This is a genomic window from Microvirga sp. TS319 (assembly GCF_041276405.1).
Taxonomy (GTDB): domain Bacteria; phylum Pseudomonadota; class Alphaproteobacteria; order Rhizobiales; family Beijerinckiaceae; genus Microvirga.
Window position 1 is genome coordinate 2,058,023 of record NZ_JBGGGT010000002.1, and the last position, 23,798, is coordinate 2,081,820.

The 23,798-nt window shown below is 63.4% G+C and carries 20 protein-coding genes and 1 pseudogene; 14 read left to right on the forward strand and 7 right to left on the reverse strand.

All coding sequences use genetic code 11. The annotated features are described in order from the left end of the window. The first annotated feature begins 42 nt into the window (after positions 1 to 42). On the forward strand, positions 43 to 1,710 hold the full coding sequence (locus AB8841_RS19070) for a Na/Pi cotransporter family protein (RefSeq protein ID WP_370437384.1): 1,668 nt from the start codon (positions 43 to 45) through the stop codon (positions 1,708 to 1,710). A gap of 462 nt (positions 1,711 to 2,172) precedes the next feature. Here AB8841_RS19070 and AB8841_RS19075 read toward each other — a convergent pair whose 3' ends face one another. Continuing rightward, the gene (locus tag AB8841_RS19075; RefSeq protein WP_370437385.1) at positions 2,173 to 2,868 is read right to left on the reverse strand and encodes a CBS domain-containing protein; all 696 of its coding nucleotides are present in this window, start codon (positions 2,866 to 2,868) and stop codon (positions 2,173 to 2,175) included. A 614-nt stretch (positions 2,869 to 3,482) separates the two neighbouring features. Between AB8841_RS19075 and AB8841_RS19080 the strand changes: the two genes are divergently transcribed. The 11 genes from AB8841_RS19080 (at position 3,483) to AB8841_RS19130 (ending at position 17,407) form a co-directional block, all read left to right on the forward strand. Further along, positions 3,483 to 4,052, forward strand: coding sequence for a DUF1269 domain-containing protein (locus AB8841_RS19080; RefSeq protein WP_370434377.1), 570 nt, complete (start codon positions 3,483 to 3,485; stop codon positions 4,050 to 4,052). A 26-nt stretch (positions 4,053 to 4,078) separates the two neighbouring features. Beyond that, positions 4,079 to 4,381: a hypothetical protein gene (locus AB8841_RS19085; protein ID WP_370434378.1), complete on the forward strand. Its 303-nt coding sequence runs from the start codon at positions 4,079 to 4,081 to the stop codon at positions 4,379 to 4,381. A gap of 184 nt (positions 4,382 to 4,565) precedes the next feature. Continuing rightward, complete coding sequence (locus AB8841_RS19090; protein ID WP_370437386.1) at positions 4,566 to 5,198, forward strand: HdeD family acid-resistance protein; 633 nt, start codon at positions 4,566 to 4,568, stop codon at positions 5,196 to 5,198. Positions 5,199 to 5,648: 450 nt separating this feature from the next. Continuing rightward, a complete protein-coding gene (locus AB8841_RS19095; RefSeq protein WP_370437387.1) occupies positions 5,649 to 7,277 on the forward strand; it encodes an L-lactate permease in 1,629 nt (542 codons plus the stop codon). 12 nt (positions 7,278 to 7,289) lie between these two features. Continuing rightward, the gene (locus tag AB8841_RS19100) at positions 7,290 to 7,511 is read left to right on the forward strand and encodes an EmrB/QacA subfamily drug resistance transporter (RefSeq protein ID WP_370437388.1); all 222 of its coding nucleotides are present in this window, start codon (positions 7,290 to 7,292) and stop codon (positions 7,509 to 7,511) included. Between the two features lie 95 nt (positions 7,512 to 7,606). Further along, complete coding sequence (ggt, locus tag AB8841_RS19105) at positions 7,607 to 9,268, forward strand: gamma-glutamyltransferase (RefSeq protein ID WP_370437389.1); 1,662 nt, start codon at positions 7,607 to 7,609, stop codon at positions 9,266 to 9,268. 139 nt (positions 9,269 to 9,407) lie between these two features. Beyond that, positions 9,408 to 11,222, forward strand: a complete 1,815-nt coding sequence (locus tag AB8841_RS19110) for an SLC13 family permease (protein ID WP_370437390.1) — start codon at positions 9,408 to 9,410, stop codon at positions 11,220 to 11,222. 511 nt (positions 11,223 to 11,733) lie between these two features. After that, positions 11,734 to 12,195: a pyridoxamine 5'-phosphate oxidase family protein gene (locus AB8841_RS19115; RefSeq protein ID WP_370437391.1), complete on the forward strand. Its 462-nt coding sequence runs from the start codon at positions 11,734 to 11,736 to the stop codon at positions 12,193 to 12,195. Positions 12,196 to 12,982: 787 nt separating this feature from the next. Next, positions 12,983 to 14,716, forward strand: coding sequence for a type I secretion system permease/ATPase (locus AB8841_RS19120; RefSeq protein ID WP_370437392.1), 1,734 nt, complete (start codon positions 12,983 to 12,985; stop codon positions 14,714 to 14,716). Positions 14,717 to 14,751: 35 nt separating this feature from the next. Then, positions 14,752 to 16,026, forward strand: a complete 1,275-nt coding sequence (locus tag AB8841_RS19125; RefSeq protein WP_370439317.1) for an HlyD family type I secretion periplasmic adaptor subunit — start codon at positions 14,752 to 14,754, stop codon at positions 16,024 to 16,026. A 25-nt stretch (positions 16,027 to 16,051) separates the two neighbouring features. Then, on the forward strand, positions 16,052 to 17,407 hold the full coding sequence (locus AB8841_RS19130; protein WP_370437393.1) for a hypothetical protein: 1,356 nt from the start codon (positions 16,052 to 16,054) through the stop codon (positions 17,405 to 17,407). A 97-nt stretch (positions 17,408 to 17,504) separates the two neighbouring features. Here AB8841_RS19130 and AB8841_RS19135 read toward each other — a convergent pair whose 3' ends face one another. The 4 genes from AB8841_RS19135 to AB8841_RS19150 all read right to left on the reverse strand — a co-directional run bounded on the left by AB8841_RS19135 (position 17,505) and on the right by AB8841_RS19150 (position 20,792). Continuing rightward, a complete protein-coding gene (locus AB8841_RS19135) occupies positions 17,505 to 17,768 on the reverse strand; it encodes a hypothetical protein (protein WP_370437394.1) in 264 nt (87 codons plus the stop codon). A gap of 39 nt (positions 17,769 to 17,807) precedes the next feature. Continuing rightward, positions 17,808 to 18,398: a cysteine hydrolase family protein gene (locus AB8841_RS19140; RefSeq protein WP_370437395.1), complete on the reverse strand. Its 591-nt coding sequence runs from the start codon at positions 18,396 to 18,398 to the stop codon at positions 17,808 to 17,810. Between the two features lie 651 nt (positions 18,399 to 19,049). Beyond that, positions 19,050 to 20,312, reverse strand: a complete 1,263-nt coding sequence (locus AB8841_RS19145) for an RNA polymerase sigma factor (protein WP_370437396.1) — start codon at positions 20,310 to 20,312, stop codon at positions 19,050 to 19,052. A gap of 57 nt (positions 20,313 to 20,369) precedes the next feature. Next, positions 20,370 to 20,792: a YciI family protein gene (locus AB8841_RS19150; protein ID WP_370437397.1), complete on the reverse strand. Its 423-nt coding sequence runs from the start codon at positions 20,790 to 20,792 to the stop codon at positions 20,370 to 20,372. Positions 20,793 to 20,965: 173 nt separating this feature from the next. Between AB8841_RS19150 and AB8841_RS19155 the strand changes: the two are divergent. Further along, positions 20,966 to 21,118: pseudogene (locus AB8841_RS19155) on the forward strand (IS5/IS1182 family transposase); the annotation flags it as partial. 646 nt (positions 21,119 to 21,764) lie between these two features. Beyond that, positions 21,765 to 22,775, forward strand: a complete 1,011-nt coding sequence (locus tag AB8841_RS19160; RefSeq protein ID WP_370437398.1) for an AraC family transcriptional regulator — start codon at positions 21,765 to 21,767, stop codon at positions 22,773 to 22,775. 134 nt (positions 22,776 to 22,909) lie between these two features. Here the strand turns inward: AB8841_RS19160 and AB8841_RS19165 are convergent, their stop codons facing one another. Both AB8841_RS19165 and AB8841_RS19170 read right to left on the reverse strand, forming a co-directional pair. After that, complete coding sequence (locus AB8841_RS19165; RefSeq protein WP_370437399.1) at positions 22,910 to 23,167, reverse strand: hypothetical protein; 258 nt, start codon at positions 23,165 to 23,167, stop codon at positions 22,910 to 22,912. Positions 23,168 to 23,229: 62 nt separating this feature from the next. Then, entirely contained in the window at positions 23,230 to 23,760 is a 531-nt protein-coding gene (locus AB8841_RS19170; protein WP_370437400.1) for a Spy/CpxP family protein refolding chaperone, read from the reverse strand. Between the last annotated feature and the right edge of the window lie 38 nt (positions 23,761 to 23,798).

Below are 23,798 nucleotides of genomic sequence, written 5' to 3' on the forward strand. Positions count from 1 at the left end.
CGGCTGGTGCCAACGCCGAAGCGTAAGCGGGGCGAGGCTTGCATGTCGACGGCGATTGCCATTCTCGGTGGCGTTGGGCTGTTCCTGCTGGGCATGACCGTCATGACCGACGGCCTGAAGGCGCTGGCGGGATCTTCCCTCCGCACCGTCCTCGGTAAGGCGGCGGCAACGCCGCTCTCGGGAGCCTTCTGGGGCGCGGTGGTGACGCTGCTCGTGCAGTCGTCGAGCGCCGTGACGATGACAACGATCGGCCTCGTCAGCGCGGAGCTTCTGACCTTTCCGCAGGGGCTCGGCCTCGTGTTCGGCGCCAACGTCGGCACGACGGGCACGGGCTGGCTCGTGGCGCTGATCGGCGTACGCGTCTCATTGTCGGCCTATGCGCTGCCCATGATTTTCATTGGCGCGTTGGCCAGATTGCTGGGCGGCAGGCGGATCGCGGCGGCGGGCGGCGCGCTCGCGGGCTTCGCGCTGGTGCTCTATGGGCTGACAACCCTCCAGCTGGGCATGGGAGGCCTTGCGGACAGTCTGCATCCGTCTGACCTGCCCGCGACTCTCGGCGTGCCGGGGGTCGGCTGGGTCGCGGGGACGGTCGGCCTCATAACGCTGATCGTCGTCGGTCTGGCGATGACCGCGGTCATGCAGTCTTCGACGGCCGCCATCGCGGTCACCATTTCTGCTTTCTACGCCGGGGCGGTGAGCCTGGAGCAAGGCGCTGCGCTGATCATCGGCCAGAACATCGGGACGGCGACGAGTTCCGCATTGGCGGCCATCGGGGCCGGAACGACGGCCAAGCGCCTTGCTCTCGCCTATGTGCTGTTCAAGGTCATAGCGGCGCTCATCGCAGTCGTCGCCTTTCCGTTCACGGCGGCACTGATGAGAGCGTTCACCGCGTCGGTCGACGGAATGACGCTCCTTGCCGCCTATCACACCGCCTATAACGTCGTGGGGGTCGCGATTCTCCTTCCGGCGACACAGTGGTTCACTCGTATTGTGGAACGGCTCTTGCCCTCCACTCAAACGGCACTTCAGCGCGCGCTCGATCCGAGTGCGCTCGCCAGCCCGGTGGTGGCGGTCGAGACCGCCCGGCGTGTCGTCGCCAACGTCCTCGCAACAACCGCCGCCTCGGTTTCCGCTGCGCTTTCGGGCGGAGCCGGTCCCGGCGCGCAGGACAGAGCGGCTGCCGTCGCAGTGCTCGAGGAGGTGCGGGATTTCCTGTCCGAATTGAAGGACCCGCCCGAAACGGAGGCCGAGCGGCTCCGCATGATGAGTACGCTGCACGCACTCGATCACGCTTCGCGCCTCGTAGACGTCGTGGCAAACGGCGGGTTTCCGGGACAGCCGACCGGAGCTTCCCACGACTTTCGCGCAGGCGAGCTGTGCGCACAGGCCATGCGCGCGGCACTGGCGGTTGGTGGCTCGATCATCTCAGAATCCGCCCTCAGCGCGCAAGCTGCCCCCATCGGCTGGAGCGTTTCGCCCGAACTCGCCGCCGCGCTCGCTGAAGCGGAGGCTGCTGCGACGGAACTCGACTTTCTTCAGCGAAATCATCGTGCTGCAACCCTCTCCTCCGTCGCGCCGGGAAGGCTGACCGTCGCGGATGCCTTCACGCGGATCGATGCCACTCGGCGGCTCGGCCGGACCGCGCATCATGCCTGGCGTTCGGCGGCGCATCTCCTCGGCGTCGGCGCGGATGGCGGTCTGAGCCGGTAGCCCAACGAGAGAGCACTCAGAGCGGAAGAAACGAGGATTGCACGTGGGCGATGTTCCATGCCTGGCCGGTGCCGCTGTTCTTGCATCACGGATCGTCATGTCGAGACGCATCCATCCGCCGCCTGCCACGCAGCATCAGCGTCTTCGGGACTACGGTCGGCCGATGACCTCGGCACCCCTCCGCTCGATGTAAGCGGTAGAACGGGTTGGATGAGCTTCATGCCAATGCGTCGCGAGGAACGATAAGCAAGCCGCCTCGCATCGATCGACTCAGCTCGTGCACCTGTCGGCCAAGCAAGCTTCTCATGCGGCTTGCTAGCGCATCGTGCGAAAAAGTGGACCCGGTTTTTCGCGAGAACAATGCGCTCTCTCCAAGAAGGGAGCATCGGATTGGATGCCAAAAGTGGGTCCACTTCCTGCGTCCGATGCTCTATTAGGCCCCGCTCTCCTCCGGAAGGAACATTACCGGACCACTAGTCCCGCGAACGGCTCGACCCACGCCACCTGATCGATCACCGCCTGCACCCCAGGCACGTTCTCGGCCACGACCTTGGCGGCATGGCGCATGCGTTCATCGAAGATTGCGCCCGTTAGGGTCACCACGCCATTCTCGACATGCACCCGGATGAACCTGCCGCCCCAGCTCTGTTTGTCGAGCTCCGCCAGCACGGCTTTGCGGATCTGATCATCGGCAATAGTGGCAGGGGAGGCCGTGGGCAGGGCTCGCGCGAGCGCCCGCAACACGTCGGAGCGGGCCACGATCCCGACCACCTTGCCGTTGTCGAGCACCGGCAGCCGCTTGATCTGGTGGCGGCTCATCGCCGTGACGACCTCTTCGAGCGGCGCATCCCGGCGTGTCGTCACGGGATCCGTCGACATCACCTGCTCGACCCTGCGGCCGTGGGTCCGCACGTATTCATCGGCCAGCTTGCCCGGACCGACGAGGAATTCGAGCCATGAGGACCGCTTACGCTCGGTGCCGAGCTCCCCTCTGCGCAGAAGGTCGCCTTCGCTGATCATCCCGGCCAGGGTGCCGTCCCGCGTCGTAACGGGAAGGCCGCTGATCCGCTCCGCCAGCATGAGCTGCGCCGCTTCGGCGATGGTGGCGGACGGCTCGACGCTGATCACCGGTGTGGTCATGACATCTGCGACAATCACGAGATCCTCCTGACGATGTGGTCACGAGCAGAAAGAAAGCGGGCGTGGGTCAAAGGGCGCACCAGAGCTCCGCCGTTTGCGCGACTGCCGATATCGAGCCGTCGCAGGATCGCGCCCGGTCCCGCGGGGTGGGGTCGACATCGTTGTGGCTGAGCATGGGAGAGCCCTTCCTCCGATCCAGCCAGTTTACTCCCACTTCACCGATCCCGCAGCTCCCCAGCCGCAGGTCACGACAGCAGACCGGCATGGGCGGAAGGCCGAGCGCTCCAGCGTCTGCCAAACAGAGACAGCCGTCCGATGCCGGACCAGGATCTGCGATGCGGTGCGCTGTCGGATTTTCGCCATCATGCGGCGGTTAATTGGTAGGGAAAGCCTCCGAATATCTGACGGGAGCCCTATCGAAGGTGGCTTTGCTCTCTTTCTGCCGAACTGAAAACGCGAGCCACTCACCGCACGATCAGGCGCCAAACAAGGCAGTATCTGCATTTTCGAACGCGGCGTCAGGGTTTCTCCATACGATTTCGGCGCTTTCTCTCAACTGTCCCGCAATCCGCGGCCGACATCCACGTTGCACACCGGACAGGGGCCGCACCGCTTCCAGAGGAGTCCGGTCGATGGCTGAACTGGTGGTCGTCGGGTTCGACAGCCCGACCGATGCGGACCGCGTCCTGACCGAGCTGACGCGCCTGCAGAAGGAATACCTGATCGATCTCGAGGATGCGGTGGTCGCGATCCGCAGCCCGGATGGCACGGTGCGCATCAAGCAGAGCGTCAACCTGGTGAGCCTGGGCGCGGCCTCGGGCGGCCTGCGCGGCGCCCTGTGGGGCAGCCTGATCGGTCTGTTGTTTCTCAATCCGCTCGCCGGCTTTGCCATCGGCGGGGCGGTCGGGGTCGGCTCGGGCGCGCTGAGCGGGAGCCTGATCGATTACGGCATCAACGACGACTTCATCAAGGGGATCGGCGCGACGCTCAAGCCCGAGACCTCGGCGCTGTTTCTGCTGATCCGCAAGTCGCAGCCCGAGAAGGTGCTCGCCGAGCTGGCGGGGTTCAAGGGCCATGTGATCCGCTCGTCGCTGTCGCCCGAGCAGGAAGCCAAGCTCCAGGCGGCGCTGGCTCGGGCGCACCCGCCGAGCCCGAGCGAGGGTGTCGAGTCTGCGGGCGGGATGGCGGCGTCACCGGCGTAAGGGGCCAAGCGGCACAGGAGAGCGCGATGCTGTCACGACGGTTGTTTCTGACGTGGATCCTGGGCACGGCGGCGGCCACGACGGTCGGGGTTGCGACCGAGGCCGCGGCCCAGCCCAGCCGCGAACCGGGCCGGCCGAGCCGGCCCGGCCCCGGTCGTCCTGGTCCCAGTCGTCCTGGCCGGCGGCCGCCGCCGCCGCGGCGGCGCCCTGAGCGCCGGCCGCGGCCGCGTTCGGGCTTTGTCTGGGTGCCGGGACGCTGGGTCTGGAGCGCCCGGCGCGGGCGCTGGGTCTGGCGGGACGGCTATTGGCGCCGGCGGCGGCGCTGGTAGCGGCCTGCGCGCAGGAGGAGGCGCCGATGCGGCTGGGCCGCAGGTTCCAGCGAGCGGTGTAAAACCTTGCGGAGAGGTTGGATGATGCGGACCTTCGATCGCGCCCGTGATCGCATTCCGGCACACCCGCCAGGAGCCCGAGTGGCCACAAGCTCGCGGGCGCCGGGGGAGAACGGAGGACGCCATGGCTGCCCGGGACGCCGTTTCGCTGAGCAGGACCAGAAACACGCAGACACCCCCCGGTTGGGTTCGCCTGATGTTGGGGCTCGTCATGGTGCTGGCAGGAGTTGCGATCCTGGCCGACGTCGCCTTTGCCTCCCTCGTCAGCTCGGCCTTCATCGGGGCGACTGCCGTCGTCGTAGGCCTCTGCGAGATTGTTCATGCCGTCTGGACGAGGAGAGAGGGTGCTGTGCCGTGGCAGATCCTGCTAGGTCTTCTGTATGTGGCTGTCGGTATCGTGCTCGTCGCTGATATCGGTTCGGGCGACATGATCGCAGCCTCGGGTATCGCGCGATCTGCCCGTTCGAGCGAACTGCTGCTCACCTATGGGCTTGGTCTGCTGCTCCTAGCGTCAGGCATTGTCAGGATCCTGTTGGGAGTGCGTCGCTGGCGGGCGGGCGGCTGGATGCTGCTGCTGGCGGGCACGTTCGGCGTCGTAGCAGGCCTCATCGTCCTGACTGAGTTCCCGAAGACCGGGTTCTGGATCTTCGGGTTGCTGCTCGGGATCGATCTCATCGTGCATGGCGCGGCGTGGCTGGGTTTCGCGTTTCTTGGGAGCGGCCGGCCGCGACATGCCGGATCCGGTGTAGCGCGATGAATTCGGGCCAGACGCCGCCAGCTCAAGAATGCACGACCTACAGCATCGGACGAGAAAAGTGGGCCCACTTTTGGGATCCAATGCGATACTCCAAGCCTTCAATGGCGCATCGTTTGAGCGGACCCAGCGGGCCGCGTCAGCGAGTACCGGGTCCACTTTTCGCTAGCGCGGCCCGCTGGGTCCGCACGATGCGCTAGCAGCGATCAGGCCGAACGTTGGAAGCTGAATATGGAAGGCGAAGATTCACGGTATGCCGGATTTTGAATCATGATCATACATAAATGGTCGAGAAAAGCGGGCCGATGCAGCCGTGGACTCTTGCAATTCGGTAAATCTTGATGGAAAATTTTGCCCATCAATGCCGTTCATGTTTTGTTTTTCGCGTTTGAGAGCGCATCTGGCTCCCCATACGTGTGGCGAGTCTCCGAGAGAGAATCTGCGGAGGAGCGCATGGAGACGGCTCAGGTTCCTGTCGACCTTCTGCACTGGGTGCTCGCGATACTATCGATCGTCGCACTACTGGTCTTTCTTGTTCCATTGCGCTGGCGCGCCCCGGAAGCGGGGCCGATGGCGATGTTCGTGTCTGGCATCGTGGCGCTGCTTGCTTTTCGAACGCCGTGGAACACATTGGCGGTTGCAAGCGCGAAGGGCGTATGGGATGCCATCTTCATCCTGTACGTGATCTGGCCGGCGCTGCTCCTCTATCAGATCACCAAGCAGGCTGGCGCCTACGACGCGCTGCGGAAAGGCATCTCCGGATTCAGCCGCAACGATCTGTTCATCATTCTGGCGCTGTGTTGGGTTTTCGCGTCATTCCTGCAGGGCATTGTCGGCTTCGGCGCCCCCGTCGCCGTCGTCGTTCCGCTGCTGATCACGGTTGGCGTGAAGCCGGTCTATGCCGTGGCCATGGGGGTTCTCGCGCACGCTTGGGCGAGGTTCTTCGGCACCCTTGGGGTTGGATGGCTGGCGCTGCTGCGAGTCTCCAATGTGAAAGACGTCGTCAGGGCTGCCTACGAGTCGTCACTGCTGATCCTCATACCCACCTATCTGGCCGGCTTCCTTGTCGTGTGGCTTTATGGCAGAGGACCGGCGGTACGCCATGCTTGGCCCCTCGTGCTGATCCTCGGCACGATTCTCGGCGTCGGACAGCTCCTCGTTGCACTCTTCAGCCCCGAGCTATCGACCTTCCTGGCAGGAGCCGTAGCGCTTTTGGCGCTCTATCCATTGTCGCGTTGGAAACGCTACGGCGATCCGGTCAAGGGCATCCCCAACCGGCCGGCCATGGTGAAAACACAAGAGGGCGAACAGGGCGAGACAGCACCGGTCATGGGCCTTGCGATGTCGTTCCTTCCCTATATCGTACTGACGGCCGTGACCCTCAGCATCTTGCTGATTCCGCCAGTCAACGCATTGATGCGGCAGCTTCAGGTCGGGCTGCCGTTCCCCGCCGTTGGAACCGGCTTTGGCGTCCAGAATGCCGCGATCGAACGCTACGCGCCTATTACGGTCTTTACGCATCCCGGAATGATGGTGCTGATCACCTCGGTGATCGTCTGGATTGTGTACCGGACGGGCGGTTACTATCGCGCCTGGGCGGAACGCCACCAGCCGGAAAGCATCTGGTCTGCGCTGCTCGTCGATGCGGTGCCCGCCTCGGTCCCGGTGATCGCATTTCTTGTGACGAGCCGTATCCTGGACCATAGCGGCCAGATTTTGACTCTCGCCTACGGCATCGCCGCTGTCTCGCCGCCATTGGTCTATGCCGGCGTCGCGAGCGTCATCGGCGCTCTAGGCGCTTTCATGACATCCAGCAGCACTGCCTCCTGCGTGCTATTCGGTGGCGTGCAGAGCAGTGTGGCTCAGCTCCACGGAATGCCCAGGGAGACCATCATTGCCGCGCAAGCCGCCGGCAGTGCCTATGGCAATGCAATCGCGCCTGCCAACATCGTTCTGGGCACGAGCATCGCCGGCGCAAGCGGCCAGGAAGGAGCAGTCCTGCGTATCACCATGCCCTGGACCGTTATCGTCGCCGTTTTAACAGGCGTGGCCACGATCGCATTGGTTGTTTTTTCTCGATAAGCGGACAGCGCCATGGACAGAAAGCTAAAGGCGGAGACTCTCGCGCTGCTGCTGTTGTTCGCAGCATTTCCGATCATCAGCTTTGGCACGATCGGCGACAGAAACCTGGTGTGGTGGATTGGTCTCCTAAGCCTTGTCGCGGGCGGTGTGCTGCCTGTGTGGACACGCTACATGGACCACTCCGGTGACACGATCAGGGACGTCGGCCTGGAGTTCGACGATCGGACGTCGTAGCTCCCGCAGGGGCCCGCGTCATCGTTGCGTGCCGGCCGGAAAAGTCGATGCGTTCCGCAGCGATTTACCACGGTCCTTAGAGACAGGAGGCGGTGATGAGTCATCCCAATGGTCCCCGCACAGGCCGTCCCCCTACATATGCGCCGCACGGAGTGGTCACGACGCCGCATTATCTCGCCAGCGCCGCGGGGCTGAACATGTTGCAGCAAGGCGGCACGGCGGTTGATGCCGCCATTGCCGCCAATACCGTGCTGTGCGTCGTCTATCCCCACATGTCGGGACTGGGCGGCGATGGATTCTGGCTGATCGCTGAGCCGGGCAACGGCCGTGTGCACGGCGTCAATGCCAGCGGACCGGCCGCGCGCGCCGCAACGCCCGACTACTACCTTCCCCGCAGCAAGGACAACGAGATCCCCACCCGCGGCGCGCTCAGCGTGCTGACCGTTCCGGGCGCAATCGACGGCTGGCGGCTGGCGCATGACCGGTTCGGTCGCTTGCCTTGGGAGAGGCTCTTCGAAGCTGCCATCGACTATGCGCGCGGGGGCATGGCCGTCACCCGCTCGCTGGCCGACTGGCTGGTCCATGACGAGCCGATCCTCAGCTCCTATCCCGAGACGGCGGCCATCTTTCTGCCTGGCAGGCGCGCTCCGCGCGACGGTGACAAGCTGGTGCAGGCAGACCTTGCCCGCTCTCTCGAGCTGGTCGCCAGTCAGGGCGCTCGCAAGGGATTCTACGAAGGGGAGATCGCCCGGCGCATCTGCGCATCGTTGCAACCCCAGGGCTCACCCCTCGCAGCCGAAGACTTTGCCGCCTTCCAGGCCGAGTGGGTCGAGCCGATCGCGGGGACCTACCGTGACTATGACGTGTATCAACTCCCGCCCAGCACGCAGGGTTTCACTGCACTCCAAATCCTCAAGCTCATCGAAGGATTCGACGTTTCCAGATGGGGCGAAGGCACGGCCGACTACTACCACCACATCGTCGAGGCCGTTAAGCTTGCCTTCGCCGATCGTGAGGAATGGCTCACCGATCCACGCTTCGTGAACATCCCCGTGCAGCGGATGATCAGCAAGGAGTATGTCGACGAGCGTCGCGGTCTGATTGATTCCGAGCGCGCGCTCGATATCGGGCAGGTACCGGCAGGCATCGCCTACGAGCATCCACACGAACGGCGGGCGCCCGAGGGCGATACGTGCTATTTCTGCGCCGCAGACCGGGATGGAATGGTCGTGTCGCTGATCCAGTCCATCTACCACGACTTCGGCAGCGCCATGGTCGGCGGCGATACCGGCATCATCCTGCAGAATCGCGGCTCCTTCTTCTCGCTCGACGAGAAGCACCCCAATCACCTGCAACCGGGCAAACGTACCTTCCACACGCTCATCCCGGCACTGCTCATGCGCAACGGCCAGCCCTATCTCGCCTACGGATCAATGGGCGGCGAAGGGCAGCCGCAGTCGCAGGCGGCGATAGTCACCCGTATCATCGACTTCGGCTATGACGTGCAGCAGGCGCTCGAAGCGCCGCGCTGGCTGATGGGCCGGACCTGGGGCACCAAGACGCGCAACCTGACTCTTGAGGGTCGCGTCCCCGACGAAGTCGCGCGCGAACTCAAACGGCGGGGCCAACCCGTCCAGATGGTCACCGACTGGAATGATAATCTCGGGCACGCATCCGCGATCCGCGTCGATCGCGAACAGGGCTTTTTCGAAGGCGGTGCCGATCCGCGCGGCGACGGTGCCGCGCTCGGCTACTGAGACGCCAGCAAGACGATACGGGAGCAGAAGGGAGCGCACCATGGAATACGTTTATGTCGGACGCACTGAACTCGTTGGCCTTCAGCCATGACATCCAGCAGGCGCTCGAGGCGCCGCGCTGGCTCATCCGGGTGACACCGTGAACGACATCGCGCTCACGCTGTCGATCATTGGCCTGGCGCTAGTGCTGTTCGCCTGGAACCCGGTGCCTGCGGTCATCGTCGCCATCGGGGCCTCCCTGGCGCTCTACGTCACCGGTGTCCTCACCATGCCCGAGGCTCTGACCGGCTTCGGTGACCCTGTGGTGATCCTGATCGCCGCGCTGCTTGCCATCGCGGTGGCCGTCGAGACGGCCGGGGTCGGCGCCTGGGCGGGCCAGCTTCTCTTGCGTCTCAGCGGCGCCAGCAAAACCACGCTTATTGTCGCACTCATGGTCGTCGCAGCAATCTTCAGCGGGCTGATCGGCATGAACGGTGCCGTCGCCGCCATGCTGCCGGTGACCGTCATCATCACGGTCCGGACGGGGATCGCGCCGTCGCAGCTGATGATCCCTCTCGCTCTGGCGTGCCTGAAGGGTGCTAAGCTCACTCTGCTCGGCTCCCCGGTCAACGTCATCGCCGCCACTCAAGCCGAAGAGATGGGCGTCGGCCACATCGGTTTCTTTGCGTGGTCCGTGCTCGGCATCCCGCAGCTCATCGGATCGATCATCATCGTCCTCTGGCTCGGCAAGCGGCTGCTGCCCGAGCGGCGGAGCGAGGCGCTCCCGGCCGACTTCAGCGGTCACGCCCACAAGCTTGTGCAGCACTACAATCTCGAACACGGGCTGCATCAGCTGGGGGTGCCGGCCAGCTCGCCCCTCGCGGGTACGTCGCGCAAGGCCATCGACCTCAACCCGTACCCCGGTGTGCGCGCCGTCGCCTTCCTCAGTCGCGAGGATGGGCGACCGCTCGAGCGCGATCGCCTCGAGGCAGGCGATCTGATCCTCGTCCGCGGCGACGGCCACGAGGTCGACCGGCTGGCCGCCAACCTGCAGCTGGAGGTACGCGAGCACGGCGATAAGGCGGCCTTGGGCGACGTACTCCTCTCGCGGCACTCCGGTTTGGCCGAGGTCGTCATCCCCGAGCGGTCGGCATTGATCGGGAGTACGGTCTTCCCAGGCATGACCAGTGAGGACCATGAGGTGATGGTGCTGGCGGTGCAGCGCGGCGGAGCCGAGCTGGTCCGCCCGCAGCTCACTCTCCGCGCGGGCGACCACATGCTGCTGCAGGGCAGTTGGCCGGCCCTGGAGCGCTACCTGTCCAGCGCCCACCTGCTTGTCATCGACTCGCCCGACGAGGTCCGTGTGCAGGCAGTGGCGCTCGGCCGGGGCGCGAAGCGCGTCTTCGCGATCTTGGCGCTGCTGGTCGTGCTTCTGGTCTTCAATATCATGCCTGCGCCGATCGCGTGCCTCGTCTGCGCCTGTCTCGTAGTGATCACGGGCGTCGTGCGCGTGCCGCAGATCTATCGCGGTCTCGACTGGAACACCGTCCTGCTGATCGGCGCCATGATCGCGCCCGCTCGCGCGATGGAGAAGAGCGGCGCCGCCGAGATGATCGGTAACCACATCGTCAGCCTGCTCGGCGACTTCGGCCCGACCGCTGTGCTCGTCGGCATTTTCCTTGCCGCAACCCTGATCACGCAATTCATCTCCAACACCTCGACGGCCCTGGTGATGATGCCGATCGCGTTCGCGGCGGCGAAGGACATGAACGTGTCGGCCCTGCCGATGGTCATGAGCGTGGCGATGGGGGCCAGCGCGTCCTTCCTGACCCCGTTTGCCAACGGCGTAAGTCTGATGGTCTATGGACCGGGCGGCTACAAGTTTGATGACTTCTGGCGCCTCGGCTTGGTCGTGTTGATCTGGACCCTCATCGTGACGGTCATCGTCACCCCGTTCTATTGGCCGTACCACTGAGCGAACACACGCGGGTGCCAGTACACCCTTCCTCCCACGAGAAACGCACCCGCGGCGTCCTCGACATCATCCGCGGGATCGTTCGAGAGCCCATGCGCCTTCCGCTTGCGGCGGCGGACCATTATGGGGTGTTCGGCGATGTGGGCGAGGCCTGTCCATGGCTAGAGCATCGGACGTGAAATCGAACTCACGTCCGATGCTCTAAGCCTATGTTTTTGAGCATCTTTTCACGCAAAACCGGTTCCCACTTTTGCGTCCGGTGCTCTAGCGCATCGTGCGAAAAAGTGGACCCGGTTTTTCGCAAGAACGATGCGCTCTTTCCAGCAAGGGAGCATCGGATCGATCCCAAAAGTGGATTCCACTTTTCACGTCCGATGCTCTAGCCTTCTGTCCGCCTCATTGGGTGCTCATACTCGATCGCATGCCGAGATCCCGATGGTCGATATCCTGCGATGGGCGTATGCGGGATCCCAACCCGGGGCAGCCCTGAAGCTATGCGACTGGGGGTTCCATGAATCCAGCCCTTCGCGATGAAATCCTCGCCATCCTTGCCGGCGCGAACGACATGAACATCGCAACGGTCCGCAGCGACGGCTACCCGCACGCAACGACGGTCAGCTATGCCAATGATGGCCTGATCCTCTATTTCGGCTGCGCGGGGGTCTCCCAGAAGGCCCGGAACCTGGCCCGCAATGACAAGGTCTCGCTCACGATCAATCTGCCCTATACCGATTGGGGCGAGATCCGTGGCGTATCGATGGGGGGCCGGGCGGCCCGCATCAGCGAGCCGCGGGAGATCGAGCAGGCGGCACAGTTCCTGGCGCGGAAGTTTCCAAGAGGGGTGGCCGAGTATGCATCCGATGGAATGCCGGGCATTGCCTTCTTTCGCGTCATGCCCGAGGTGATCTCGGTCCTCGACTACCGCAAAGGCTTTGGGCACACCGACTTGGTGCGGGATCATGGCGATCCTTAGCGCATCGTGCGGACCTGGCGGGCCGCGCTAGCGAAAAGTGGACCCGGTTTTCCGCGCTGAACGATGCGCTCTTCTAGGAGTGGAGCATCGGATTGGATCCCAAAAGTGGATCCACTTTTCTCGTCCGATGCTCTAGGAACGATGGTGCAATGCGGATCACGAGGCTCATGTATCAGCATGACGATGTGCTTCAGCATTCAGCAGGATCTCAAACAAGCCTTCGGGGATAATGCCTTGGAGGAGAGGGCTTTGCCGGAGCTGACCGGCACCGGGGCATTAACCTTCTGAAAGGCGTGAGCAACCCACTCATGACTTTTGGGCCCTGTGCGTTCTGGCCGCACACCCATTCGGATTCCGCAGCTGAGGCAGGCGCAAGTGCGCATCTTCCTGATCGCACGGTTCCTTTTGCCTCAAGCCGGCAAGCTGCTGCACTTCAAAAGTGTTGAGGCTCCCTGTTTTTGAGAGTCCCTCCCCCATAGGGGGTAGAAACAAATCAGAGAGCCAATGATTTCCTGTGCCACATGCGGGTTTAAGCAAAAAGGCAAGTCGTGCAGATCGTTTTTAAGAATATTTAGAGACGATCTAGCTGATTCGGGAATGACATCCTATAAAAATTTAATATTAGGACAAGAATAGCACTCATCGAGCGCCGATCTGTTGAAAATTGTTTGTGCCTCGGTGGGCGCAATGGCCAAGTATTCAAGGTCATTATTTAAGCCTCCTGCGATATGAGGCGATAATCAGGTTCGGTGTTTCGTCGCATCCACTCACGTCAAGGTGCTGGAGCATGGTTGGATTACCTTACTCATTGTCCTCCGAACTCGGCGCGGCTCTCAGGCGCAGCCGCGGCGCTCTGATCGGCATCGGAGTGTTCAGCGTCCTGACCAACATCCTGACCCTGACGGGCTCATTCTACATGCTGCAGGTCTATGACCGGGTCATTCCGAGCCGCAGCATTCCCACTCTCCTCGGCCTCAGCATCCTGGCGGCCATGCTCTACGTTGGACAAGGGCTGCTGGATTTCGTCCGCAGCCGCGTCCTGTTGCGTGTCGGTCGGGCGCTCGACGAGGACTTGAGCCAACGAGTCTTCTCGATCGTCACTTGCCTGCCGCTGCTGGGTAAGTCGAGCAATGACGGGCTGCAGCCCTTGCGCGATCTCGATCAGGTGAGGGGTTTCTTTGCAAGCAGCGGACCGCTCGCCTTCTTCGATCTGCCCTGGCTGCCGGTTTATCTGTCGATCTGTTTTATCTTTCATCCGTTGATCGGCGCGGCGGCTCTGTCGGGTGCCATTCTTATGGCCTTCGTGACGGCTCTGGCGGACGCGCTGACCCGAAGGCCCATGCAGGCCGCGGCCCTGCACGGCGCTGGACGCCTCAGTCTCGCGGAGGCGAGCCGTCGCAACGCCGAAGTGCTGACCGCCATGGGCATGACCGGCCATCTCGGCACGCTCTGGGGCGAGCTCAATCGAAAGCACCTCGACGCGCATGAGCGTGCCAGCGACGTCTCAGGCGGGCTCGGCGGGTTCACCCGGGTGTTCCGCATGGCCCTGCAATCCGGAGTGTTGGGGCTTGGAGCTTACCTCGTGATTCAGGGGAAGGCGACCGGAGGCATCATCATCGCAAGCTCCATCCTCACGGCTCGCGCGCTTTCTCCGGTGGAACTCGCCATCGCAAACTGGAAAGGGTTCGTCGCCGCCCGCCAGAGCTGGAGGCGCTTGAAGGACTTGCTTGCCGCAGTCCCGCTTAAGGAGCGAAATCTCCCGCTGCGGAAGCCGAGCTCGACCCTTGCTGTCGAGGCGGCCGTCATCGTTCCGCCCGGCGATCAGAAGATCGTGGTGAAGGGCCTATCGTTCCGGCTTGAGAAGGGCTGCGCACTCGGCATCATCGGCCCGAGCGGCTCGGGCAAATCCTGTTTGGCGCGCGCGCTCGTCGGCGTGTGGAAGCCGGTCCGAGGAAGCGTCCGGCTCGATGCGGCCACGCTCGACCAATGGTCACCGGAGGCGCTCGGCCGGCATGTCGGCTACCTGCCTCAGGACATCGAGCTGTTCGACGGCACCGTGGGTCAGAATATCGCGCGCTTCGACCCGGAGGCCGACCCGGAAGCCATCATCTCGGCAGCCGAGACTGCGGGCGTTCACGACATGATCGTGCAGTTGCAGAACGGATATGACACGCGGATCGGCGACGGCGGGACGGCGCTTTCGGCGGGGCAGCGCCAGCGCGTGGCACTGGCGCGGGCTCTCTATGGCAATCCCTTCCTGATCGTGCTCGACGAGCCGAACTCGAATCTCGATGCGGAAGGCGAAGCGGCGCTGTCCGATGCCATCAAGAGCGTGCGGGATCGGGGCGGCATCGCAATCGTGATCGCCCACCGATCGAGTGTCCTTGCCGCCGTGGATTTCGTGCTCGTCATGAGGGATGGCGAGGGCCAGCTCTTCGGTCCCCGGGACGAAGTGCTGCGCAAGGTCGTCCGGCCGGTTCCTCCCAAGCAATTGCCTGCCGCAGCCGCAGGAGCCGCGTGATGCAACAGCGATCATCCTCCCCGACGAGCCACGCCATGCGCCGGTACCTGCTCCTGGGCACCGCGACCGCCTGCATGCTGGTCTTCGGCGTCGGCGGATGGGCAGCGACGACGGAGCTGGCGGGAGCCGTGATCGCCCCGAGCGTTCTCGTGGTGGATTCCAATGTGAAGAAAGTTCAGCACCCGACAGGGGGCGTCGTGGATGTTCTTCGCGTTCGAGATGGCGATCGCGTCCAGGCAGGAGATCTGCTGGTGAGATTGGACGAGACCGTGACGCAGGCCAACCTCGCCGTCGTCCAGAAAGACTTGACCGAACTCTCAGCGCGTCGAGCCAGGGAGGAGGCGGAGCGCGACGGAGAGGAAGCAATCGTCTTTCCGGCGGATCTTCTCGCACAACGCAGTGATCCCGAGGTCGCCTTGGTCATCACCGGCGAGGAACGCCTGTTCGCCATGAGACGGGCCGCCCGGGAAGGTCAGAAGTCACAGCTCAAGGAGCGCATCGGCCAGCTTAAGGAAGAGATGCAGGGCCTCAGCGAGCAGATTAGCGCCAAGGACTCCGAGATCCAATTGATTGGGCAGGAGCTCAAGGGTGTACGCGAGCTTTGGCAGAAGAACCTCGTTCCGCTCACGCGGGTGACGGCACTCGAGCGTGATGGTGCGCGCCTGGGCGGCGAGCGCGGAGCGCTCGTCGCGGCCCTCGCGCAGGCGAAGGGCAAGATCAGCGAGACCGAGCTGCAGATCTTGCAGGTCGACCAGGATCTGCGGGCCGAGGTTGGCAGGGACCTGGCCGAGGTCAGGGCGAAGATCTCGGAGCTGGTCGAGAAGCGGGTTGCGGCCCAGGATCAGCTCAAACGCGTCGACATCCGTTCGCCACAGGACGGGATCGTGCATCAGCTCTCGATTCATACGGTAGGGGGCGTCGTTACCGCGGGGGAGCCGATCATGCTCATCGTGCCCGAGGGCGATGCACTGACAGTCGAAGCGAAGATTGCCCCTCAGGACATTGATCAGGTCCGGATCGGGCATAAGGCGGTGTTGCGTTTTACCGCCTTCAGCCGACGCACCACACCGGAACTGAACGGTGAGGTGAGCCGGATCTCCGCTGATATCAGCCAGGACGAGAAGACTGGTACCAGCTTCTATACGGTCCGGATCGCACTGCCTCAGTCCGAGATCGACCGCCTGAAGGGCTTGAGGCTTGTGCCCGGCATGCCGGTCGAGAGCTTCATCCAGACAGGCGAGCGAACAGTGGTGTCGTATCTCACCAAGCCCTTAAGAGATCAATTGATGAAGGCTTGGCGGGAAAACTAATCCAGCAGAGCAAAGGAGATGCTCAATGGCCTATCGATACAGCTATGACTCATACGGCTCGACGTCGGAGACATCGGGCGGGTCGACGAACGGGACGGACATCACCTCCGGCACGAACGGTTCCGACACCTCTGGCGACACGATCTCCTGGAGTCATCACGGTGGCTCTGACGGCGGCTCGGGCTCGGAAGGCTCCGATGGCACCGGCACGGACAGCGGGGGATTGGAGTCGCTGTTCGCGACAATTCCGCAGCTCGCGGATCTCAAGGAGGTGATTTCCGCCGTCGAGAACTTCGAACCATCGAACAATGGCTCAGAAGGCACGGACACGTCGGGCGGCACCGAAACCTCGGGCGGAACGGACACTACCGAGACAACGGGCGGTACTGAAACCACCGGCACATCGGAAGCTGACAATGGTTCGAATACCGGTGGAACGGAAACGACCGGCGGAACCGAGATGACCGGCGGGACTGAAACGACGGGCGGAACCGAAACGACGGGCGGAACCGAAACGACCGGCGGGACCGAAACGACCGGTGGAACCGAAACGACCGGCGGGACCGAAACGACAGGCGGGACCGAAACGACCGGTGGAACCGAAACAACAGGCGGGACCGAAACGACCGGTGGAACCGAAACGACCGGTGGAACGGAGACGACTGGCGGGACCGAAACGACGGGTGGAACCGAAACGACGGGTGGAACCGAGACGACGGGTGGAACCGAGACGACGGGCAATGAAGACACCGGAGGCACCGACGGTTCCTCCGGCACCTCCAGTGCCGACGTTTACGCCGCGCTGCTGCTCCCATCGAACAACTCGGGCGTCGATGGGGCCGTTGCCGTAAGCTTCGACGAGGGGACCGGAAAAGTCACGGTAGCCGTGGAGGCCCATGGATTGACGCCCGACGAAGTCCATCTGCAGCACATCCACGGTTTCGCAGACGATACGCCGTCCGAGCTGCCGACCATCGCGCAGGATGCGGATGTCGATGGTTTCGTCGAGGACCCGGAGGCTGAGACCGCAGTCGGTCCGGTCATCCTGGCGGCGACTCAGTCGGGCGAAGTGACGTCCGCAGAAGACGGGACCGACTTCCCGACCGCCGACGCAAACGGGGATCTGAGCTTCGTGCAGGCCTACAACTTCGATCTCAACAATCCTGAGGAAGCCGCGATATTCCAGGAGCTGCAGGATTCAGTTGCCGGCCGTGCGTTTGAGATCCACGGGCTCGACGTGCAGGAGGGCCACGGCGCCGGCACGCCCAACGAGGTGAACGGCACAGGAGGCTATATCCCGGAAGTTCCAGTCGCGGGAGGTATCCTTCAGCATATCGACGATCATAGCGGCACCAGCCAGGACAGCCTGCTCATGGCATGAGCGCATGGCATGAGGTCGGACATCACAGCCGGAGAGGGCCGCAAGGCCCTCTCCGATTGCGCTATTCGGATTCCGCTGCCCCGTGCTTACTTCGTCTCTATTGCCTACACCGCGATGGCATGACTTTCCGGACATCCCGCATTTCGGCGCGCAGGTGCATGCTCGCCGTCGCCGGATCGTAGGCGTTGAGGATGCTGGCGCCGTTCCTGAGCACCGCTTCGACGACGACTGACTTGACCTGCGCCAGGTCCTCGATGGTGTCGACGCCCTTCAGGCCCGGATGATCCAGCTGGATGTTGGTGACGAGATAGACACCGCATGCAAGACAAGCCGAGGCCCTCGCGCAACATCGGTCAATCAAAGTCCCTCGTACGCCGTCGCAATGGGATATCCGGTATGCCTATGATGGCCATTGGGCCAATACGATCTCGCTGCTGACTGTCTCAACCTGATAGCTATAGCGCTTCGAGTAAAGCGTCAGAAGCGAATCGTGGCCCTCGTCGGAGGAGCTGCAGACACCGTCTGTGACGATCACGACGCGCAACCCGAGATCTACGGCACCCAGTACAGTCGCAAGAACACACATGTCGGTTTCAGACCCAGTGATCAGGAGAGTGTCAATACCTCGCGCCCTGACGAGATCGCGCAGCTTGTGGCCGGCAAAGGCCGAGTAGACCGGCTTATCCAGAACGAGGGCAGGAGGCACGAGCCGTTGCAGTGGTGGCATGAGCTCCAACAGGCGAGGGTCGAGATATTCGCAAGTCACCTCACGCCAGTGCTCATAATAGGCGCGCCAGGTGCCCGGCATGTCATCAGGATGGTACGGCGGAATGAAACGTGTGAAGACCGTGCGTTCCGGGGCAGCCTCGGCAATCCGGGCGACGGTCGGCAGGACACGTTCCATCCATGGGGTTGGCCATGGTCCATCTGCGGAGAAAAGACGCTGCATGTCGATGCATAAGTGGAGGGTAGCGGGCCCGAGGGGGAGCATGGGTACCAACAGTGTGGAGGGCGACGCTTGACAACCGAACCGGTCTCAGCCCGGTTCCATGCTTCGAGCCGAATTCAAACGGTGAAGCCACCGACCTGGATGTCGGTCACATTGTGGCTCACCTGAGATCCGGATGCGAGGGCGGGCGATCGTCTCAAAGCGGACATTCGGAAACGACAAGAAACCATCAGTCTCTGACCCTGCTTATGCAAGCAACTCCACCAAGCCTGACTTTGGCGAACCGTTTGTACAATTTCGGCTTCCTAAGCCGGGGAGTTCCCGGTGTGGACAAGGGGGCAAGACATAAGTTTGCGCAAAGATGCGGCCCATCCGCGTTGTTCACAACCGAGACCCGTTCTGGACCTTCCCTGATGAGCTCTCCATCGGACTCTACAGTCGATGAAGGAATATACGGATCCGGGGTGCGCGGGACTTGATTGCTTTGCCCATGCCGGGGGCGGTGCATTCGAAGAGCGCCTCGACTCTGCCGCTGCAAAGCCACTCGGAATTCACGACAGAGCTTGGTAGGATCCCGCCAATGGCTCACCAGAATGATATGGGCGACCAACCTCTTCGACAGGACGAACCGTGGAATCCGTGCCGATGAGCATTATCCGGTAGCTCGGGCTTAGCCGGAAGGGGGCGGATTGGTCAGACCGCACATGCCGCTGCCCGCCTGAGAAAAAAGGCTTTCTCACGTTCATTGCGGGTGAACGCAGCAGCCTGTTCGAAGTGGATCTTGGCTGCGGCGAGCCGACCTGCCCGGAACAGAAAGTCGCCCTTCGCCGCCGGCAATGGAGCATAACTGCGCAAGGCCCCAGCCTGATCGATCTCATTGAGGAGCGCCAAGCCGACCTCAGGTCCGAAGGCCATGCTGTAGGCTATGGCCCGGTTGAGGTCGATCACCGGCGAGGGCATGATCTCCCGCAGGTTGTCATAGAGCCCCGCGATTGTCTTCCAGTCCGTCTCCTCCGCCGTGCGCGCAGTCGCATGGCAGGCAGCGAGCGCCGCTTGCAGAGCGTAGGGAGCGGAGGCGCCGTTCAGGGTTTTAGCCCGTTCCAGAGCGGCCAAGCCCCGACGGATCAGAAGCTGATCCCAGCGACCGCGGTTCTGTTCGGTCAGGGGGACCGGCGTGCCGTCCTGTGCCGTGCGGGTCGCGAGGCGCGAGGCCTGGAGTTCCATCAGGGCAAGAAGACCGAAGACCTCCGGCTCGTCCGGCATGAGGCCTGCCAGGATGCGGCCCAGGCGGAGGGCCTCGGCGCACAGGAGCGGACGGACCAAGTCCTCACCAGCCGTCGCCGCATAGCCCTCGTTGAAGATCAGGTAGATGACCTCCAGCACCGAGGCGAGGCGCTCCTTCCGCTCGTTGCCGCGAGGCACCTCGAACCTCAACCCAGCTTGCGCCAGCGTCGTCTTCGCCCGGACGATGCGTTGTGCGATAGCAGCTTCGTTCGACAGGAAGGCGCGGGCGATCTCGGCGGTGGTCAGCCCGCCGATCACGCGCAGAGTCAGGGCTGTACGGCTCTGCGCGGGCAAACTCGGGTGACAGGCGGTGAATATCAGGCTGAGGTAATCGTCGCCGACATCATCGTCCATGGCCGCCTCGATGTCTTCGACATCGGTATTGTGGTGATCCGCCACTTCATGAGCGAGTTCCGCGTGCTTGCGCGCAAGCATCTGGTTGCGGCGAATCCCGTCGATCGCCCGGCGCTTGGCTGCGGCCATCAGCCAGGCACCGGGGTTTTTCGGGATCCCGGCTTTGGGCCATTCCGACAGGGCAGTCACCAGGGCATCCTGTGCGAGTTCTTCGGCGTGCCCCAGGTCCTGCACCATGCGGGCCAGGCCCGCGATGAGCCTGGCCTGTTCGATCCGGAAGACCGTCTCGATCACCTGATGGGTTTCGGGCGCTGCCATGCCCTCCGCTTAGCGGAGGAGTGATGGGCAACGCAAGTCGGGGCCGGATATGGAGCCTCAGCGGCCGGCGATCCTGTCGCGAAGCCGGTCTTCCTGCTCGGCGAGTTCCGGCGTGAGGGCCTCGCCGAAGTCGGCGGCCTCGAACACCGGGCGGATCTCGATCTCGCTTGGGCCCGGCATCGGATTGGGGCAACGCTTCACCCACTCGACCGCCTCGGCCATGTCCCTGACTTCCCAGAGCCAGAACCCGGCGACGAGTTCGCGGGTCTCGGCGAAGGGCCCGTCCATGACGGTGCGACTTGGACCGTCGAAGGCAACGCGCTTGCCCTGAGCCGAGGGCTTGAGTCCCTCACCGGCCAGCATGATGCCGGCGTTGACCAACTCCTCGTTGTACTTGCCCATGGCGTCCAGGAGCTCGCTCGCAGGCATGGCGCCCGCCTCGCTATCCGTGGTCGCCTTCACCAGAACCATCACACGCATCGTCTTGTCTCCTTCAGTGCGCAGGGGGCCCTCACCGGCCTCCCAGCCTATACGACGAACGAGGGCCGCCGCGGTCGACAACCCACCGAAAATTTTTTCGGATGTGCCTTTTGCCGCGAGGGCGGCGGATGCCGCGGTCCAGCAGGCTGCTCCAGCCTCGTTAGGGGAATCCGATGAGACGCTTTGTTGAAGGCGCGGATCGCAGCCAGACCACCCTGGTCCCCGAAAGCCTGGACGACTGGATCGGTGAGGACAACCCGGTCCGTGTCATTGACGCCTTTGTCGACGCGCTCGATTTGAGACTTCTGGGCTTTGACGGGATGGTGCGCGATGGGACAGCGACGAGATCCTGGCCTGCGACCAGGCGGGAGTGACCGTCACCTTGCCCAAGCCCATGACCTCCCCAAGCCCATGACCTCCTGCTCGAAGGCGGATGGTCCGTTCGGCAAGCAGGACTTCGTCTCTCTGCCCGACGAGGACGCCTACCGCTGCCCGGAGACTTCATGCGCTTCGGCATGATGACCGAGGACGATCCATTGCGACGCGCGCCGTGCTTGGCTCTACTCGAGCACTTGGCATTCGACTCGGAGCAGGTGGCTCGTAGAATAGAGATTCCGATGTTTCCATCAAAAATTGTTGAACGGTCACAGGGGTAAGGTTCACGCTAAGAACGCTGACCTAAGAGCACGGACGTTGACTTTAGAAATAAGAATGACTTCTTAGTACCTATTAATTTCCGCTCCCGCAAACATTGAAGGGGTCCATTTGGATCCTTATCAATAACTTGGTGCAGAGTTATATCGATTGTGCCGTTGCACGATTCTTTTCATTTCTACGCGGGCCAAGTCGATGACCGACAGGATCGGGCCTGCGTTCTAGAGCGCGCATATGGGCTCAGAGCAATCAATCACATTCTCCGCTCCCGTCCTGGCAGGGTGGTCCGTCCGAACGTTGCCTCCCGGCCATATTCACTTGGGAGTCTCGAAAGAGATCGTTCCCACACTGCGCGCGTTCGGCCTCGATCCCGATACGGTGATCCGCGACGCGGGTCTCAATCCGCGCCTCTTTGGGGACGGCGCCAATGTCGTTCCGTTCGCCGCCCTGGCCCGGTTATATACCTTGTGCGTGGCGCGCACGAACTGTCCCCATTTCGGGCTGCTGGTCGGCCAGCGTGCCACCATCCTGTCCATGGACCTGATCGGGCGGCTGATGCAGCATTCGGAGACGGTGGGCGCGGCCCTCGATGGACTCGTGTCCAACCTCAGCGTTCAGGATAGGGTCGTGGCTGTCTCGCTGGCAGTCCACGACGACACGGCCCTGCTGACCTTTGCGACTTATCAGCCTGAAAGCGCGAGCGCGGAGCAGATTACCGAAGCGGCCGTGGCGGTTTCGATCAATGCGCTGCGCAGCCTGTGCGGCCCCGGCTGGCATCCGACGGAAGTGTTCCTGCCGCATAGGGCACCGCTCGAGACAGAACCCTACCGGCGCCATTTCCGGGCTCCGGTCCGGTTCGACCAGGAGACTGCCACTCTCGTGTTCCCGACCCACGATTTGAAGCGCAAGGTGGCGGGAGCCGATCCTTTGCTGCACGTGATGCTGGAGGAGCGGCTCCGGCAGATGCGGGCCGATGCGGGCTCCAGGTTCTCGGACGATATCCGAAGGTTGCTGCGTATGCGAATGACAAGCCAGCGTTGCTCGGCCGAAGACATTGCCGGCCTGTTGGCAATGCACCGTCGCACCCTGACCCGCCGCCTGAAGGACACCGGCACGGGCTATCGGTCCATCACGAACGAGATCCGGTTCGGGATTGCCCGGCAGCTGCTGGAGGACACTGCCGTACCGCTCGGGCAGATCGCGGCGGCGCTCGGCTATTCGGAAGCCAGCGCGTTCACCCGCGCCTTCCGGCGCTGGTCGGGCCAGACGCCCACCGCTTGGCGCGCGAGAGCATCGGATATGAAAAGCGGACTCCACTTTCGGGAATGAGCCCGACGCTCCCGCCGGAAGGAGCGCATCGCTTGAGCGGACCCGCCGGGACCGCACGATGCGCGAAAGGCGGCCGAATGCGATAGCGCACGCGCCTCGTCGCGCGGCTCAGACCACGCCGATGGGCGACCGGGTCAGCGTCGGCCGACGCGATTGACCGGACCGCCGCGGTTCATCGGGGTGCCGGGGCGAATGCCGACGCCGGCGGCACCGACTCCGGGTGTCACGACGGCACGCCGGGCCACGGGCGCGACCGGACGCGCGGCGCAGCCTTTCGGCACGCCAACCGTCTTGCAGTAGACGATTGCCGCCGCGGGCTCCGGGACCATCGAGAGGACGGTGAGGGCCGCGAGCGCGAGGCCGGCGCGGTACAGGGATTTCATGGGCAGCATAACGATCCTCCATCCTTGTGATTTCCACCGACGTCGGACGCGTGCCGTGCAGGCGCAGGAACCTAATATGGGAGCTCCGAAGAATCGGCGTCATCCTCGTCCTCCATCTCCGTGCGGCGGTTTTCCATCGCATGCCGGAGCCCTTCGATCGCATACGCCGTCACGACTCGCAGCCGGGTCTTCTGCGCGGGGGTGAGGCTCTGGTAAAGCGGCTGCCAGGCATCGGCGAGCTTCTTGAGTCCTGCCGCACGTTCCGTCAGGACGTCGGCGCGCTGGCGGTAGAGCTGCACCGGGTCGACGTCTTGCTCTTGGTCCATGTGCTCCCCGAGCGCCGCCAACCTGCGATAGCGGGTCTCGGCCCTGGCGCGGATCGCATCTTCCACGGCGGGCCAGAGCTTTTCCTGCTCTGGGGTGAGTTGCAGTGCGGCCTTGATCGCGCCGACCCGAATGTCGGTCAGCATCTTGAAGTCGGCCTGGCTCAGCCCTTCGTCGTCGGGTGATGCGTCTGAGCCGGAGGTGGCTTGCTGTGCGTGAGCCACGGGCGCGCCAATGATGAACAAGGCCGCCGCGACGCCGATTATTCCCTTCCGCATCTCGATCTCCTGCCGGTTTCGATAAGCGTCAATCTACG

Excerpts from the sequence above, each read along its gene's own strand:
- AB8841_RS19070 (WP_370437384.1), top strand. The coding sequence starts at position 43 with ATGTCGACGGCGATTGCCATTCTCGGTGGCGTTGGGCTGTTCCTGCTG.
- AB8841_RS19080 (WP_370434377.1), top strand. The coding sequence starts at position 3,483 with ATGGCTGAACTGGTGGTCGTCGGGTTCGACAGCCCGACCGATGCGGAC.
- AB8841_RS19085 (WP_370434378.1), top strand. The coding sequence starts at position 4,079 with ATGCTGTCACGACGGTTGTTTCTGACGTGGATCCTGGGCACGGCGGCG.
- AB8841_RS19090 (WP_370437386.1), top strand. The coding sequence starts at position 4,566 with ATGGCTGCCCGGGACGCCGTTTCGCTGAGCAGGACCAGAAACACGCAG.
- AB8841_RS19095 (WP_370437387.1), top strand. The coding sequence starts at position 5,649 with ATGGAGACGGCTCAGGTTCCTGTCGACCTTCTGCACTGGGTGCTCGCG.
- AB8841_RS19100 (WP_370437388.1), top strand. The coding sequence starts at position 7,290 with ATGGACAGAAAGCTAAAGGCGGAGACTCTCGCGCTGCTGCTGTTGTTC.
- ggt (WP_370437389.1), top strand. The coding sequence starts at position 7,607 with ATGAGTCATCCCAATGGTCCCCGCACAGGCCGTCCCCCTACATATGCG.
- AB8841_RS19115 (WP_370437391.1), top strand. The coding sequence starts at position 11,734 with ATGAATCCAGCCCTTCGCGATGAAATCCTCGCCATCCTTGCCGGCGCG.
- AB8841_RS19120 (WP_370437392.1), top strand. The coding sequence starts at position 12,983 with ATGGTTGGATTACCTTACTCATTGTCCTCCGAACTCGGCGCGGCTCTC.
- AB8841_RS19125 (WP_370439317.1), top strand. The coding sequence starts at position 14,752 with ATGCGCCGGTACCTGCTCCTGGGCACCGCGACCGCCTGCATGCTGGTC.
- AB8841_RS19130 (WP_370437393.1), top strand. The coding sequence starts at position 16,052 with ATGGCCTATCGATACAGCTATGACTCATACGGCTCGACGTCGGAGACA.
- AB8841_RS19140 (WP_370437395.1), bottom strand. The coding sequence starts at position 18,398 with ATGCTCCCCCTCGGGCCCGCTACCCTCCACTTATGCATCGACATGCAG.
- AB8841_RS19145 (WP_370437396.1), bottom strand. The coding sequence starts at position 20,312 with ATGGCAGCGCCCGAAACCCATCAGGTGATCGAGACGGTCTTCCGGATC.
- AB8841_RS19150 (WP_370437397.1), bottom strand. The coding sequence starts at position 20,792 with ATGCGTGTGATGGTTCTGGTGAAGGCGACCACGGATAGCGAGGCGGGC.
- AB8841_RS19165 (WP_370437399.1), bottom strand. The coding sequence starts at position 23,167 with ATGCTGCCCATGAAATCCCTGTACCGCGCCGGCCTCGCGCTCGCGGCC.
- AB8841_RS19170 (WP_370437400.1), bottom strand. The coding sequence starts at position 23,760 with ATGCGGAAGGGAATAATCGGCGTCGCGGCGGCCTTGTTCATCATTGGC.